This window comes from Bacteroides ndongoniae (genome assembly GCF_900108345.1).
GTDB classification, from domain to species: Bacteria; Bacteroidota; Bacteroidia; order Bacteroidales; family Bacteroidaceae; genus Bacteroides; species Bacteroides ndongoniae.
This window is the reverse complement of record NZ_FNVV01000013.1, coordinates 140505-156816: the sequence shown is the minus strand read 5'-3', so window position 1 is coordinate 156816 and position 16312 is coordinate 140505. Positions and strand designations below refer to the sequence as shown.

At 51.3% G+C, this 16312-nt stretch carries 8 protein-coding genes; 6 read left to right on the top strand and 2 right to left on the bottom strand.

Annotated elements, in window-relative coordinates; genetic code table 11:
• Positions 1–7 precede the first annotated feature (7 nt).
• Entirely contained in the window at positions 8–1282 is a 1275-nt protein-coding gene (eno, locus tag BQ5591_RS04865; protein WP_071148637.1) for a phosphopyruvate hydratase, read from the top strand.
• A gap of 104 nt (positions 1283–1386) precedes the next feature.
• Here eno and BQ5591_RS04860 read toward each other — a convergent pair whose 3' ends face one another.
• Entirely contained in the window at positions 1387–1701 is a 315-nt protein-coding gene (locus tag BQ5591_RS04860; RefSeq protein WP_022161755.1) for a DUF3467 domain-containing protein, read from the bottom strand.
• 257 nt (positions 1702–1958) lie between these two features.
• Here BQ5591_RS04860 and BQ5591_RS21755 point away from each other — a divergent pair, with 257 nt between their 5' ends.
• The 5 genes from BQ5591_RS21755 (at position 1959) to BQ5591_RS04835 (ending at position 11878) form a co-directional block, all read left to right on the top strand.
• Complete coding sequence (locus tag BQ5591_RS21755) at positions 1959–3845, top strand: hypothetical protein (RefSeq protein ID WP_235817041.1); 1887 nt, start codon at positions 1959–1961, stop codon at positions 3843–3845.
• Positions 3846–4007: 162 nt separating this feature from the next.
• The gene (locus BQ5591_RS04850) at positions 4008–4490 is read left to right on the top strand and encodes a hypothetical protein (RefSeq protein ID WP_235817040.1); all 483 of its coding nucleotides are present in this window, start codon (positions 4008–4010) and stop codon (positions 4488–4490) included.
• 101 nt (positions 4491–4591) lie between these two features.
• Entirely contained in the window at positions 4592–6856 is a 2265-nt protein-coding gene (locus BQ5591_RS04845) for a TonB-dependent receptor (protein WP_235817039.1), read from the top strand.
• A 112-nt stretch (positions 6857–6968) separates the two neighbouring features.
• Positions 6969–9287 carry a TonB-dependent receptor domain-containing protein gene (locus BQ5591_RS04840; protein ID WP_071148635.1) on the top strand — a complete coding sequence of 773 codons (2319 nt, stop codon included), beginning with the start codon at positions 6969–6971 and terminating at the stop codon, positions 9285–9287.
• 914 nt (positions 9288–10201) lie between these two features.
• On the top strand, positions 10202–11878 hold the full coding sequence (locus BQ5591_RS04835) for a VapE domain-containing protein (protein WP_071148634.1): 1677 nt from the start codon (positions 10202–10204) through the stop codon (positions 11876–11878).
• 111 nt (positions 11879–11989) lie between these two features.
• On the opposite strand, the gene rpoC is transcribed toward BQ5591_RS04835, so the two are convergent.
• Positions 11990–16285 (bottom strand): DNA-directed RNA polymerase subunit beta', encoded by a 4296-nt coding sequence (gene rpoC / locus BQ5591_RS04830; protein ID WP_071148633.1) that lies wholly within the window; start codon positions 16283–16285, stop codon positions 11990–11992.
• Positions 16286–16312 lie beyond the last annotated feature (27 nt).

The following is a 16312-nucleotide window of genomic DNA, read 5'->3' as shown; positions in this document are numbered from 1 at the left end:
AAAGCGTATGAATATAAAAAGAATCATCGCCCGCGAAATACTCGACTCGCGCGGCAACCCTACAGTAGAAGTAGACGTAACACTGGAATGCGGCGCCATGGGGCGTGCCGCCGTACCCTCGGGTGCATCGACCGGCGAACACGAAGCCTTGGAGCTGCGCGACGGCGACAGGCAACGCTACGGCGGCAAAGGCACCCTGAAAGCCGTAGGCAACGTAAACCATGTGATTGCCCCTGCCCTCATCGGCATGTCGGCACTTCAACAGCGCGCCATCGACCACAAGATGCTGCAACTGGACGGCACACCTACCAAGTCGAACCTGGGAGCCAACGCCATTCTCGGCGTCTCACTGGCCGTAGCCAAAGCAGCCGCCAATGCCCTCGACATTCCCTTGTACCGATACATCGGCGGTACCAACACCTATGTGATGCCCGTTCCCATGATGAACATCATCAATGGTGGCTCGCACAGCGATGCTCCCATCGCCTTTCAGGAGTTCATGATACGGCCCGTAGGTGCACCGTCGTTCCGCGAAGGACTGCGCATGGGGGCCGAAGTGTTCCATGCGCTGAAGAAAGTGCTTCACGAACGCGGCCTCAGTACGGCTGTAGGCGATGAAGGCGGATTCGCTCCTGCCCTGAACGGCACCGAAGATGCGCTGGACTGTATCATGGCCGCCATCCGCACCGCCGGATACGAACCGGGCAAAGACGTCAAGATAGGCATGGACTGCGCTTCCAGCGAATTCTATAAAGACGGAGTCTATGACTACACCCTCTTCGAAGGCCCCCAAGGCAAGAAACGTTCTGCCGACGAACAGATAGCCTACTTAGAGGAACTCATCAACAAGTACCCCATCGACTCCATCGAAGACGGCATGAGCGAAAACGACTGGGAAGGCTGGAAGAAGCTGACCGCCCGCATCGGGCACCGCTGCCAGCTGGTAGGCGACGACCTCTTTGTCACCAACGTCGAGTTCCTCCGCAAAGGCATTGCCGAAGGTTGCGCCAACTCCATCCTGATCAAGGTCAACCAGATCGGTTCGTTGAGCGAAACGCTCGACGCCATCGAAATGGCCCACCGCCACGGCTACACCACCGTCACCTCGCACCGCTCGGGCGAAACGGAAGATGCCACCATTGCCGACATTGCCGTAGCCACCAACAGCGGACAGATCAAGACCGGGTCGCTGAGCCGTTCGGACCGCATGGCCAAGTACAACCAGTTGCTCCGCATCGAAGAAGAGCTGGGCGACCTGGCCGTATACGGTGTACCTAAATAAACACAGCACCCTCAGTGTTTTTTATAAACGAAGGAGGACAAGCCCCTTGGTTCTGCCACTGGCTTGTCCTCCTTACTTTATTATATAGAATGCCTTTTATAGCATCAGGCTTCACCCTTCAACGGGAAGATGGCCTGACGGCCGGCACCTTCCTGAGGTACCCGGATTTCGCCAAACACTCTTTCGTATTTGGCAATATTCTCTTCCAACGCACGAAGCAGACGTTTAGCATGCTCGGGCACCATAACGACACGCGACTGCACACCTGCCTTGGGCATTCCCGGCAACACGCGTACGAAATCGAATACAAACTCCGAACTGCTATGAGTAATGATAGCCAGGTTCGAATAAGTGCCTTGAGCCACGTCTTCCTTCAATTCTATTTGTAACTGTCCGTTATTATTTTCCTGATTTTCCATAAATATGTGTTTTTAGTTATTGAATCTGTCACAAAAGTACGGAATACTATTCGAAAAATACAAGTAAAAACGCATAAAAGATAACTTAGGTATCGGATTTAATATGCTTCCAGGAGTGAAAGAAGTTATCACTTCACTTAGAAATAAAAGCAGAAGTTTTCCTTCCTGATGAGAAAAAAATAAAAAAGAGAGTTCGCATTTTTCATGATTACGTTATTTTTGCAGAGTAATGAAACCGAAAATCTTTGTATTGTGAAATGAAAGCAAATGGCATAAACTTCGGAAAACTATTGATGCTCAGCTGTGTGCTCGCCGGATTATTGACCGCTTGTAACAGTCAGCCAGATGTCGCCCGCTTGCTGCGACATGCCGATTCAATGTTGACAGACCAGCCAGACTCCGCACTATGCCTATTGAATGACATTCTGGATGAATCGTCCTTTACACCACCCGAACAAATGCAGTTAATATGGGACAAAGCAATGGCACACTACCGGTTAGACATGTCGTTGGCCGAAGATTCATTGATAGGAAAGGCTGCTGCTTATTACCGCCAGTCGGGCGATTCGAGCAAACTCTACGACGGCTATCTGCTGGAAGGTATGTACCTGCGATGGGCAAACCGAGACAACGAGGCCATCGCTGTGTTTGATGAAGGCATTAATTTGGCCATTGCCAGACAAGACACAGCTGACATGCTGGTATTACAACGCAAGAAATTGGAAGTGTACTACAAACAGAGCCGCTACAAGGAATGCCGGAAAATGATAGAAGATATGTTGCGCATAGCCGACAAACTACCAGTAGAGGAACATTATCAGATGGTCTATTCACTGGCGTTAGTGTCTCAACTGGATGGTGATTTGTCTAATATGGATTGTTTAGAAAAAGCAGCCAATCTGGCGTTTGCTGCCGGTGATACGGCTTTTGCCTATCATATCCAACGCAATCATGGCGATGCGTTTATGCTAGCCGGCCGATACCGGGATGCCATAGAGCAGTTTCATCAGCTGATGAAGGCAAAGTTCTCTTTCACTACATCTTTCATTAATGCCATTAAATTGAGCATGGCTTATAGCTATTTCTGTCTGGAGCAATTTGATTCTGCCCGATATTATGTGAACCAGGTAGAACAATCTTTGGACGACATGCGCAAACGAAATAAGAATCAGACTCAACTGATTGAGAAAGGACGGGTATATCTATTGCGTGCCGTATTGGACAACAGGGTCGGTAATCCGATTGATATAGTGGGATTTGAACGTTATTGCGACTCCATAGAGGTCTCTCTTGCCGAAAAGCACCAGACAGAACTACGCCAACAGGAGACCCGTACTCGCTTACAGCAACAGAACTATGAACTTACCATCCGGCGCCAACGGCTGGAATTTCAGATTGTGCTTATCATCGCTTTGCTGCTGGGTATGGTTCTTATTCTAATAATAATGTACCAGCGGAATCTGAAGCGCAAAGAGCAAGTTATCCGTCAACTTTCGGACGATTTACAGAAACATCTGCGCCAACTGAAAGATAATGAAAGACTGATAACCCAGAATCAAGAAAGTATCAGGGAGCTACAAATGCAACTGGTACACCAGCAAGCTCATGAACAACAGGAACAACAGACATTCATCGAAAATCTGAAACTACAGAATCAGGAACTGACACAGCTCAATCAGGATTTGCAACGACAGATTGATATTTACTGGAAACAGTTGAACGATATGCCCTCCAAAGATAAGTTTACTCAGAAACTTACTGCTGAAGTATTGCAACTAAAAGACCGAGAACTTCTGTTGACCACACAATTGATAACCTCTACCCCATTGGTAAAAGAGCTACGCACTTCACCCCGTTTTCTACAATCAGAAGATTTTAATCATCTGACTACTTTGGTCAACAAGGTGTATCCCGATTTCACCTTACGGCTCATGAAGCAATACCCTCGTCTGACAGACGTTGACTTACAGTTGTGTATTCTTTTAAAATTAAATTTTAGCATTGCCCAGATTGCGGCCTTTACAGCGGTTTCTCCTACTTCTGTATCGCAGCAGAAGTCACGTACCAAGAAGCGTATCTTGCAACAGACACCTGATACTTTTGCTGATGGAGAAACGCTCGATTCATGGTTGTACAGGTTCTAAAAAATAGAGACTGTATATATCGTAATATTAGCAAAAACAAATAAGCACCTGTATAACAATAGGATACACATAAAAGCCTGTATATACGAGTTTGTTTAAATGTAAAAAAGAATCAGTTAACTTTGCCCAAAATAACTGAAACGTGAAAAATAAACTCCAAGCATGAAGATAAAGGCTCAGAAAAAACTATCCGAAAAACGAAACGAAACCCGATCTCCAGTCTGCATTGAATCCAATAAACAGCGCATACAAATATTGACTTCCGAAATGGAGCAATTGAAAGAACGGGAATGCAGACTGGCCGAACGTTTGATAGCCGAGCAGCCTTTGGTCAATGAGTTAAGAAGTAATCCCCGTTTCCTTAAAGAAGAGGACAGACTTCTTCTTTCAGCCTTGGTGGACGATATCTACAATAATTTCACGGTCCGTCTTACCACCCGTTTCCCAAATCTGACAGAGGTCGATATTCAATATTGCATCCTCCTTAAGCTCCATTTCTCAGTACCTCAAGTGGCTATCCTATCCGCCATATCACGTACTTCGGTCTATCAGCAGAAAGCACGCATTAAGAAACGGCTCTTACTGATGGATCCTAACCTCTTTATCAATGGTGAAACGCTGGATGCCTGGCTACACAAGTTCTAAACACATGATAATCAATAAATTTATATAGCATGAATACATTAAAACAACTTTTCTTGATATGTTGTGGCCTAATATATGCCTGTACTTTATCGGCGCAAAACATGAGTGGTAAAGTAACGGACGAGCAACAGCAACCCTTGTCTTACGCCAACGTTGTTTTCCTCTCCCTGCCCGACTCGGCATTTGTGGCGGGAGCGGTGAGCGGCGAGGACGGCAGTTTCAGCCTGTCGGCAGAAGGCGGGAAGGGCGTGCTGAAAGTGTCGTGCATCGGTTATACCACTTTATATAAGGATTGCGGGCCGGGCGAACAGCTGTCGCTGCAACTGAAAGCCGATGCGCAACTGTTGGACGAAGTGGTGGTGAAGGGTGACCTGCCCAAGACGAGGCTGAAAGGGAGCAGCATGATTACAACCGTGGCCGGAAGTGTGCTGGAAAAAGCAGGTACAGCCGAGAACCTGCTGGACCGCATACCGGGCGTATCGGCCGGTGGCGGGGCGGTAAGCGTCTTCGGACGCGGAGCGGCGGAGGTGTACATCAACGGGCGCAAGGTGCGCGACTCCTCCGAACTGGATCAGCTGGCCAGCGAAAACATCAAGTCGGTAGAGGTGATCAACAACCCCGGTGCCCGCTATGCGGCTTCGGTGAAGGCGGTGGTGCGCATCACCACCAAGCGTGCGCCGGGCGAGGGATTCGGCTTCAACAACCGTGCTTATGCCAAATTCAACAAAGACTGGACGGTGCTCGACCAGTTCAACTTCAACTACCGCTCGGGAGGCTTCGACCTGTCGGGCATGCTGGCCGCTTCCGACGGGCATGCATGGAGCGAAAGAAACGTTGTGCAGGATACTTATCTGGACAAGCTGTGGAAGCAGCACATGCACATGGACGAAAAGGAACATTCGCAGAACCTCTACACCATGCTTTCGGCCAATTATACGTTCGGCAACGGGCATGCACTTGGAGTACGCTATAACTGGAAACGTCAGCCCCGTTACGACAGTTGGGGAACACTGGACAGCGAAGTGCTACAGAACGGAGAGCAAGACGAACTGTTGCGGAGTGTCTATGAAAGTACTTCACGAGAAACCAGTCACACGCTGAACTTCTATTATGCAGGCCAAGTGGGAAAATGGAACATAGACTTCAATGCTGATGCCTTGTGGAACGGAAATGATACAGACGGATTTACCGATGAACAGGTTACTACCCCATCGGGAACGGAGACCGACCGTCGCCAGGTGAATACCTTCAGTCGGGCAGACAACAGCCTGTATGCCGGAAAATTAGTACTGTCGCGCGAATGGTTAGGTGGCGAACTTTCGCTGGGTGGCGAATATTCGCACAACACGCACGGCAACGACTATGTGAATCCCGAAGGACTGTTAGAAGATGACCACAGCGAGATAAGGGAAGGCAACGCTTCGGGCTTCGTGGAATATGGACGTTCGTTTGGTTCGGTCTATGTGCAGGCAGGTGTGCGTTTCGAACATGTGGCAGCCGACTATTACGAAGGAGGCAAACGGGTAGAAAGCCAAAGCAAGCAGTACAACGACTGGTTTCCGTCGGCTACGGTTGTTGTGCCTGCAGGAAATGTACAGTTGGCACTGAGCTATGCTTCGGACATTGTGCGCCCGTCGTACCACATGCTGAGAGGGAACATTGTTTACAATAACCGTTATACTTACGAAAGCGGTAATCCACTACTCCGTCCGCAAGTGGCACAAAACCTAATTCTGAATGCCGTATACGATTGGACGCAACTGACGCTGGGCTATGTGCACACGAAAGACGCGATTGTCACAACCAGCATCCCCTATTCGGACACCGATCCTTCCATCGCGTTGCTGACCAATACGAATGCTCCGGCATACAATCATACGTTTGCTTCGCTCTCGCTTACTCCTACCATCGGCATCTGGTCACCGCAGCTTACGGCAGCAGTCGTCAAGCAATGGTATCACACAGATACTCCCTGGGGGCGGCTCAATCTGGACAAACCGTTGGTAAGCCTTTCGTGGGAGAACAGCCTGAAACTTCCCGGCGGTTTCCTGTTAAACGCCGATGCTTCGTGGAGTTCGTTAGGTCATGAGGAAAATACGGAAGTGAAGCGACAGTTGTGGTCGGTCAATGCAATGCTTTACAAAGGTTTCCTGAACGACAGGCTTACGTTCCAGCTTCAGGCTACCGACTTGTTCAACAGTACCCGTTCGCGTTCGCTGGTGTACTTGGGCAGCCTGCGTACTTTCTATACGGATGCCGAACCGAACAGCCGAAGCGTCAGCCTGACCATCCGCTACAAGTTCAACGCAACCAAGAGCAAGTACAAGGGTACGGGTGCGGGCAGTTCGCAGAAGAACCGGATGTGATTGGTTGACAAGTGGGACGAGTTGACAAGGGGACGAGGTTATAGGAGGAAAAGGAGAACTTGCTCCTGAATGACAGAAAAGAATATCAAAACAAAATAAAAAGCAACTGATTATGAAGCGACTATCAACCTGCATATTGCTGTTGGCAATGGCAATATGCGCAAGCGGTCAGACACTGACCGGTAAAGTGACGGACGAGCAACAGCAACCCTTGTCTTACGCCAACGTGGTTTTCCTCTCCCTGCCCGACTCGGCATTTGTGGCGGGAGCGGTGAGCGGCGAGGACGGTAGTTTCAGCCTGTCGGCAGAAGGCGGGAAGGGCGTGCTGAAAGTGTCGTGCATCGGTTATACTACTTTATATAAGGATTGCGGACCGGGCGAACAGCTGTCGCTGCAACTGAAAGCCGATGCGCAACTGTTAGACGAGGTGGTGGTGAAGGGCGACCTGCCCAAGACAAGGCTGAAGAACGGGGCCAGCATTACGAACGTGGCCGGAACCATATTGGAGAAGGCGGGAACCGCAGAAAACCTGCTGGACCGCATACCGGGTGTATCGGCCGGTGGCGGGGCGGTAAGCGTCTTCGGACGCGGAGCGGCGGAGGTGTACATCAACGGGCGCAAGGTGCGCGATTCCTCCGAACTGGACCAGCTGGCCAGCGACAACATCAAGTCGGTAGAGGTGATCAACAACCCCGGTGCCCGCTATGCGGCTTCGGTGAAGGCGGTGGTGCGCATCACCACCAAGCGTGCGCCGGGCGAGGGATTCGGCTTCAACAACCGGCTGTTGGGACAGTACCAGTACGACTGGACGGTGCTCGACCAGTTCAACTTCAACTATCGCTCGGGAGGCTTCGACCTGTCGGGCATGCTGTTCGGAAGCAATGACCGGGACGAGTATTTCAAGACGGTCCGGCAGGATACCTACCTGGACAAGACATGGACACAGCATTCCGACCTGTCCAACCGCTCGCACTCGCAGCATCTGGAAGGCATGCTGTCGCTGAACTGGCAGGTGAATCCCGCCCATGCGCTGGGCGTGCGATACAACTACAAGCGTACCCCCAAGTCGGCTTCGGACCTGTCGATGCATACCGACGTGCTGCTGGACGGAGGGGCGTATGAACAAGCGGAGAACACGAACGCTTCGGATGCCCGCCAGACGGACCATCGGCTGAACCTTTACTACAACGGCACCGTGGGCGGGTGGAACGTGGACTTCAACTCCGACGGTCTGTGGAACGAGAACAAAGGAAGAAGCCTCGGACGGGAATACACCCGGACGCTGGAGCTGCCGGAAGAAGCCAGGGACATCACCACTTTCGACGAGAGCCGGAACACGCTGTATGCCGCCAAGCTGGTCGTTTCGCATGCGTTGGCGGGCGGCCAGTTTGCAGTGGGCAGCGAATATACGCGAAACAACCGGACAAGCCTGTACGACAACCGCGAAGGCATCCTGCAAGGCGAGGACGACGAAGTGAAAGAAGAAATGTGGGCCGTGTTTGGCGAGTACAGCCGCCAGTTGGGACAGGGCAGCGTGCAGGCAGGTGTGCGCTACGAGCATCTGAAGAGCGACTACTACGAGTACGGCGTGTTCAACAAAGAGCAAAGCCGGAAGTACTCCAACGTGTTTCCTTCCCTCAGCCTGTCGCACCCCATCGGCCAGGTGCAGTTGCAGCTGAGCTATGCCGCCGACATCACCCGCCCCGACTACAGCCTGCTGAACAGCGCTCCGCGCTACGTCAACCGCTACACCTACGAGGCCGGCAATCCGCTGTTGCAACCTACGTTGAGCCACAACCTCACCTTGGACGTTGCCTGGAAGCAGCTCTACTTTTCGGGAGGCTACCGGCACATCAAGGACGGCATGACCAGCTTCTGCGACTCGTACTCGGCGGACAATCCCGCCATCAGCCTGCTGCGACCGGTCAATATAGAAGACTTCGACAAAGCGTATGCCATGGTGGCCTACAGCCCGAAGTTCGGCTGCTGGCAACCGCAGTGGGTGGCCAGCATGGAGCAGCAGTGGTACAAGGGGAGCACGCCCGAAGGCAGCCGGATGTTCAATCATCCGTTGGGCAGCTTCCTTTGGAAGAACAGCCTGGAACTGCCTTGGGACATCCTGATGTATGTGGACGCGACCGTAATAACCCAGGGACATAGCGAGAACGTGCACAACGACAAGACCCAGTGGCGGCTGGACGCTTCACTGTACAGGGAGTTTGCCGGGAAACGCCTGTCGTGCCTGCTGAGCGTGACGGACCTGTTCAGCACCATGACGAACCACGTGACGGCCTATAGCGGAATCCGCACCCTGACAATGGGCACCGACACGCGGCGCACCTTCACCGTGACCTTGCGCTACAAGTTCAACGCGACCAAGAGCAAGTACAAGGGGACGGGTGCGGGAAGTTCGCAGAAGAACCGGATGTAGGTTAGTTGACAAGTTGACAAGGGGACGAGTTAACGAGGGGGAAAGGCCATAGGGAAAAGAAGGAGATTCCTTATGGCCTTGTTCATTATCCAGCAGTCCCAAACAGCATAGAAAAAGACAACGTTAGCGATGCTTGCATGGCTCACGAACAACACAAGCACGGCTCGTGAGAAACACTTGTACGGCTCGCGAGCAACGCTTGCAATACTCACGGGCTTTGCAGGCGATACTCGAGGGGTTTGCTTACCAAACCCGTGGGCTTTGCAGGCAAAACCTGACGGGATTGCTTGTAAAACTCGGTGACATTGCTTGTCATATCCGGCGGGATTGCTTATTACGTCGGCTAACTACCGATGTTATGCCGCTAAAGTAGGTGGTTATGAATGAAAAGTGAATAATGAAAAACGGGGGAAGGATGGATACGCGGACGACGCGGAGGGGACGGACGAACACGGATGAAAAGGAGAAAAGGAGAAATTGGGTTCACGCTTTCAACAAGGAAAATTAGTGCTGAAAATCAGACGGATGTGGTGAAAGATAAAGCTTCACGTTGATTCAATTAAAAATTAAAAATGAATAATTAAAATCCGCGTTCATCCGCTCATTCCGTGTATTCCGCGTATCCATCTTTCACCACAAATAGTTCACCCACAGAATATTACGGTGAAACTTCACCCTGCAAACTGATAAAAGCTCTGTGTCCTTCCGTGGTGATTGAAAAAAGAAGTTGATTTTTGTTGATTATTTCACCCTCATCCACTTGACAAAGGCCTTCCGATTTTGTATCTTTGGGGAACAGTTAATAAGTTAATGAGTTGACAAGTTGACGAGTTAACAAGTTAACAAGGGAACGGGGAAACTCGGGGTCTGTAACCGCGTCCCCCGTCCACTATCACTTAAACCCCAAAATCGCTATGAACCTGATTACGAACCTGAAAAGCTGGTTCCTTCCGTGGAACGCACGCAAGGACAACACGACAAACGACACGACTAACACGAACGACACGACGACAGCTTCCTCTTCCGCTTCTGCCTACGAACAGTTGTTCTCCGACCTGCAACACGTCTGTACCCGCCTGCCCGGAGGCGAAGTATTTGTAGTGATGGGCGGCGGCGAGTTCAGCGTCCGCATGACATGGACGCCCGACGACCGTGCCAAAGGCGAACAAAAACGTATGTTCAGCCTGAACGGCGGGAACGAAATCATCGAATGGGTGGATGCACAACCCGATGAAGCTGCTGAGGCGCGTATCCTGACAATGGAGCAACCACCTGTCATTGAAGAGAATACGGTGAAAGATGCGCTAAAAGAGGTGGTAAAAGATATGCCCCAAAAAGTCCTCGCCGCACCTGCTGAAGAATCCCCTACCCAACCTGAAAAGCCCTCGCGCCAGCAACAGATGATGCAACGCCTGATGCGCTACCTGAAACTGCACTACGCTTTCCGCTACAACCTGCTGACGGAACGAACGGAGTGCGCCCGTGTGAATAACGACCTAACGGGCAATCCGCACCACCTTATTTATACTCCCGTGGACAACCGCACGCTGAACGGCATCGCCCTCGACGCCATCGACAGCGGCGTGGACTGTTGGGACCGCGACGTGAAACGCTACGTGGAGTCCGACCACGTGCAGGCTTATCATCCGTTCGACCTCTACTTCAAGCACCTCCCCGCATGGGACGGCACCGACCGCGTGACCGAACTGGCCAAACGGGTGTCCGACAGCGACCTTTGGACACGCGCCTTCCACCGCTGGATGCTGGCCGTCACCGCCCAGTGGACAGGCCGTGGCGGAGAGGGACGACGCGCCAACAGTGTGGCTCCGCTACTGGTCAGCACCGCACAAGGCTTTGGAAAATCCACCTTCTGCCGCCTGCTGCTTCCGCCCCAGTTGCGCGATTACTTCACCGAAAGCTTCGACCTGACCAACGCCACGGCGGCGGAGAACAAACTTGCCTCGTACGGACTCATCAACTTGGACGAGTTCGACCGCCTGCCTGCCAGCCGAATGCCCCAGCTGAAGAACCTGATGCAAATGGAAGCCTTGCGCGTACGTCGCGCCTATCGCCGCACGGCAGAGGCACTGCCCCGCATCGCCTCGTTCATCGGCACCAGCAACCGCCGCGACCTGCTGACCGACCTTTCGGGCAGCCGCCGCTTCATCTGTGTGGAGGTGGAGCACCCCATCGACTGCACCACGCCGGTGGATTATGAACAGGTTTACGCCCAGCTGCTGCACGAATTGGAGAACGGCGAACGCTGCTGGTTCAGCAAGGAAGAGGAAAACGAAATCCAGCAAGCCAATCGCCCGTTCTACCGCGTCACGCCCGCCGAAGAGTTGGTCAGCTCCTGTTTCCGCTTCGCCGAGCCGGGCGAACAGGGTGCCCGCCTGATGTCCGCTGCCGAAATCTATGCCACGGTGAAGCGCAAGAATCCCGCTGCTCTGAAGGACTGTTCGTGTACGTCGTTCGCACGCCTGTTGGCGCAGCTGGGGCGCAGGGTGCATACGAAGTATGGGAACGGGTATTGGGTGGAGCCTCACCCCCGGCCCCTCTCCCAAGGGGAGGAGGGAACGGAGCGGGAATGAGAGAATTTCATCGGCTTCGGTAGGGTGCTTCGTGACCGACAGGCATAAAAAAAAGAGATGTGCCAACCTTGACACATCTCCTTTCTTCCTTTATATCTATCTGTTGGTAGATTATTCCTCTACTTTTTCGTCAACTGCATAGTCGAGCACTGTCTTCTTGTTGGCAAGCATACGGTCGTATTCTTCCTTCGAACCGACAATGATCTTCTCGAACTCGCGCTGGCCTGTACCGGCAGGAATCAGGTGACCGCAAATCACGTTCTCCTTCATACCCTCCAGCTTGTCGACCTTACCGTTGATGGCAGCTTCGTTGAGCACCTTCGTTGTTTCCTGGAAGGAAGCAGCCGACATGAAGCTTGAAGTCTGCAATGCAGCGCGGGTAATACCCTGAAGAATCTGAGTAGAAGTGGCGGGAACGGCATCGCGTACCTCAACCAGTTTCATGTCACGACGCTTCAGCATCGAGTTCTCGTCACGCAGCTTGCGGGCAGTTACGATCTGACCCGGTTGCAGGTTCTGCGAATCGCCTGCATCGACAACCACCTTCTTGCCCCAGATGCGGTCGTTCTCTTCCATGAACTCCAGCTTGTCCACTACCTGCTGTTCGAGGAAGCGGGTATCGCCCGGCTCATCGATTTCGACTTTACGCATCATCTGGCGTACGATGATTTCGAAGTGCTTGTCGTTGATCTTCACACCCTGCAGACGGTATACGTCCTGAACTTCGTTCACGATATATTCCTGTACGGCCGTAGGACCTTTGATGGCCAGGATATCGGCCGGAGTAATGGCACCGTCGGACAACGGAGTACCGGCACGTACATAGTCGTTCTCCTGAACCAGAATCTGCTTGGACAGAGGTACCAGATACTTCTTCACCTCACCCGTCTTGGAAGTAACGACAATTTCGCGGTTACCACGTTTTACCTTACCCATCGTAATCTCACCGTCGATTTCGGAAACCACGGCAGGATTGGACGGATTACGTGCTTCGAACAACTCGGTAACACGAGGAAGACCACCCGTGATATCACCCGCCTTACCTACGGCACGCGGAATCTTCACGATCACCTCACCGGCTTTCACCTTCTGGCCGTCTTCCACAACAACGTGACCACCCACCGGCAAGTTGTAAGTACGTATCAGTTCGCCGTCTTCGGTCATGATGTGTGCGGTAGGCACTTTCGTCTTGTCCTTCGACTCGATGATGATGATTTCACGCAAACCGGTAGATTCATCCGATTCTACCTTATATGTTACATTCTCGATTACACCTTCGAACTCGATCTTACCGGTAGCTTCGGTAATGATAACGGCGTTGAACGGGTCCCAACGGGCAATCAGCTTGCCCTTCTCTACCAGTTCGCCATCGGCAGCATACAGAGTAGAACCATAAGGCACATTGTGTGTAGAAAGCACGATTCCTGTATTTACATCCACGAAACGTACTTCAGCCAGACGGCCTACAACTACCTTGGCCGGTTCGCCCGACTCGTCAACGATGTCTACCGTACGAAGTTCCTCAAACTCCAGACGGGCATCGTTCTTGGCTACGATACTTGCGTTGGCCGCAATATTGGCGGCCGTACCACCGGCGTGGAATGTACGAAGTGTCAGCTGTGTACCCGGTTCACCGATAGACTGCGCTGCAATGACACCGACAGCCTCGCCCTTCTGTACCATACGGCTGGTAGCCAGGTTACGTCCGTAACACTTGGCACAAACACCTTTCTTCGATTCGCAAGTCAGCACGGAACGGATTTCGACACTTTCGATCGGAGAATCTTCGATCTTCTGTGCGATGGCTTCGGTGATTTCCTCACCACCGGCAACAATCAGCTCACCTGTAGTAGGATGAACGATGTCGTGCACAGATACACGTCCCAAAATACGTTCGTACAAAGTAGCGATCACTTCATCGTTGTTCTTCAATGCCGTGCAAACCAATCCACGAAGCGTACCGCAGTCTTCTTCGTTGATGATCACATCGTGAGAAACGTCTACCAGACGACGTGTCAGATATCCGGCATCGGCTGTCTTCAAGGCTGTATCGGCCAAACCCTTACGGGCACCGTGCGTAGAAATAAAGTACTCCAACACGGACAAACCTTCCTTAAAGTTCGAAAGAATCGGGTTCTCGATGATCTGACCGCCTTCGGCACCGGCTTTCTGCGGCTTGGCCATCAAACCACGCATACCGGACAACTGACGGATCTGCTCTTTAGAACCACGGGCTCCGGAATCCAGCATCATATATACAGAGTTGAATCCCTGGTCGTCGTTCGAAATGGTTTTCATCAAGATATTGGACAACTCTGAGTTGACATGTGTCCAGATATCAATCACCTGATTATAACGTTCATTATTGGTGATGAAACCCATATTATAGTTATTGATCACCTGCTCTACCTCTTCATATCCCTTCTGTACCAAGGCCTCTTTCTCTTCGGGGATGATGATATCGCCCAAGTTGAACGACAAACCACCCTTGAAGGCCATGTAGTAACCCAGGTTCTTGATTCCATCCAGGAAGTCGGCAGCTTCGGACACACCACAAACCTTGATTACGTGGCTGATGATATCGCGAAGTGACTTTTTAGATATAATCGTATTGATATAACCGGCTTTAGCAGGTACTATCTCATTCACAATAACACGTCCTACAGAAGTATCATGCATCATTTTGTCGACGATATTTCCATTCTCGTCCACATCCTTGACTACGACACTTACCGGAGCGTGAATGTCGCACTTACCTTCATTGTAGGCAATAAGCGCTTCTTCGGGACCATAGAAAGTCAAGCCTTCACCTTTGGCACCCTTACGCAACTTGGTGATGTAATACAAACCAAGCACCATATCCTGTGCAGGCACTGTGATAGGAGCACCGTTGGCAGGATTCAAGATGTTGTGCGACTGAAGCATCAGCATCTGTGCTTCCAGAATTGCCTCGTTGCTCAAAGGCAAGTGAACGGCCATCTGGTCACCGTCGAAGTCGGCGTTGAATGCCGTACAAGCCAACGGGTGCAACTGAATAGCCTTACCTTCGATCATCTTCGGCTGGAATGCCTGAATACCCAGACGGTGCAGTGTCGGGGCACGGTTCAGCAACACCGGATGACCTTTCATCACATGCTCAAGGATATCCCAGATAACAGGCTCCTTGCGGTCTACAATCTTCTTGGCGCTCTTTACAGTCTTCACAATACCGCGCTCAATCAGCTTACGGATGATAAACGGTTTGTAAAGCTCGGCAGCCATCAGTTTAGGAATACCGCATTCGCCCATTCTCAGTTCCGGACCTACAACGATTACCGAACGTGCAGAATAGTCGACACGTTTACCCAGCAAGTTCTGACGGAAACGTCCTTGCTTACCTTTCAAACTGTCGGAAAGAGACTTCAAAGGACGGTTAGCGTCGGTCTTCACTGCACTTGACTTACGCGAGTTGTCGAACAATGAATCGACAGCTTCCTGCAACATACGTTTTTCATTACGCAGAATCACCTCAGGAGCCTTAATCTCAATGAGTCGTTTCAGACGGTTGTTACGTATGATAACACGACGGTAAAGGTCGTTCAAGTCGGAAGTTGCAAAACGTCCACCATCCAACGGAACCAACGGACGAAGTTCGGGCGGAATGACGGGGACAATGCGTACAATCATCCATTCGGGCTTGTTGCGTCCACGCGAAGCACGGAACGATTCTACTACCTGAAGACGCTTCAAAGCTTCAGTCTTACGTTGTTGCGAAGCATCGCTTCCTGCACGGTGGCGCAGTTCGTAAGACAGAGCATCCAGATCGATGTGCGACAACAGGTCGTAAATAGCCTCGGCACCCATCTTGGCGATAAACTTATTCGGATCGGAGTCTTCAAGGAACTGGTTTTCCTTAGGCAGTTTCTCCAAAAGATCCAGATATTCGCCTTCTTCAAGCAAATCGTATTTCGCTACTTCGTCAGACAAAACACCCGGCTGAATAACGACATAACGCTCGTAATAAATAATGGCATCGAGCTTCTTTGTGGGCAATCCCAACAAATAGCCGATTTTATTAGGCAATGAACGGAAATACCAGATGTGTGCAACAGGCACTACCAACTGGATGTGTCCCATACGTTCACGGCGAACTTTCTTTTCGGTTACTTCAACACCACAACGGTCGCAGACAATTCCTTTATAACGAATGCGCTTGTATTTACCACAATGGCACTCATAGTCCTTGACGGGTCCGAAGATACGTTCGCAAAACAGACCGTCCCGTTCAGGCTTGTACGTACGATAGTTGATGGTTTCAGGCTTTAAAACTTCACCACTCGAATTCTCCAGGATTTCCTCGGGAGAGGCCAAACCGATTGAGATTTTCGAGAAATTACTCTTTATCTTATTATCTTTTCTAAAAGCCATACTTTATATATAATTGATAATTGACAA

What these genes read in the sequence shown, in the direction of transcription:
- eno (WP_071148637.1), top strand. Translation starts at nt 8, where the DNA reads ATGAATATAAAAAGAATCATCGCCCGCGAAATACTCGACTCGCGCGGC.
- BQ5591_RS04860 (WP_022161755.1), bottom strand. Translation starts at nt 1,701, where the DNA reads ATGGAAAATCAGGAAAATAATAACGGACAGTTACAAATAGAATTGAAG.
- BQ5591_RS21755 (WP_235817041.1), top strand. Translation starts at nt 1,959, where the DNA reads ATGAAAGCAAATGGCATAAACTTCGGAAAACTATTGATGCTCAGCTGT.
- BQ5591_RS04850 (WP_235817040.1), top strand. Translation starts at nt 4,008, where the DNA reads ATGAAGATAAAGGCTCAGAAAAAACTATCCGAAAAACGAAACGAAACC.
- BQ5591_RS04845 (WP_235817039.1), top strand. Translation starts at nt 4,592, where the DNA reads ATGAGTGGTAAAGTAACGGACGAGCAACAGCAACCCTTGTCTTACGCC.
- BQ5591_RS04840 (WP_071148635.1), top strand. Translation starts at nt 6,969, where the DNA reads ATGAAGCGACTATCAACCTGCATATTGCTGTTGGCAATGGCAATATGC.
- BQ5591_RS04835 (WP_071148634.1), top strand. Translation starts at nt 10,202, where the DNA reads ATGAACCTGATTACGAACCTGAAAAGCTGGTTCCTTCCGTGGAACGCA.
- rpoC (WP_071148633.1), bottom strand. Translation starts at nt 16,285, where the DNA reads ATGGCTTTTAGAAAAGATAATAAGATAAAGAGTAATTTCTCGAAAATC.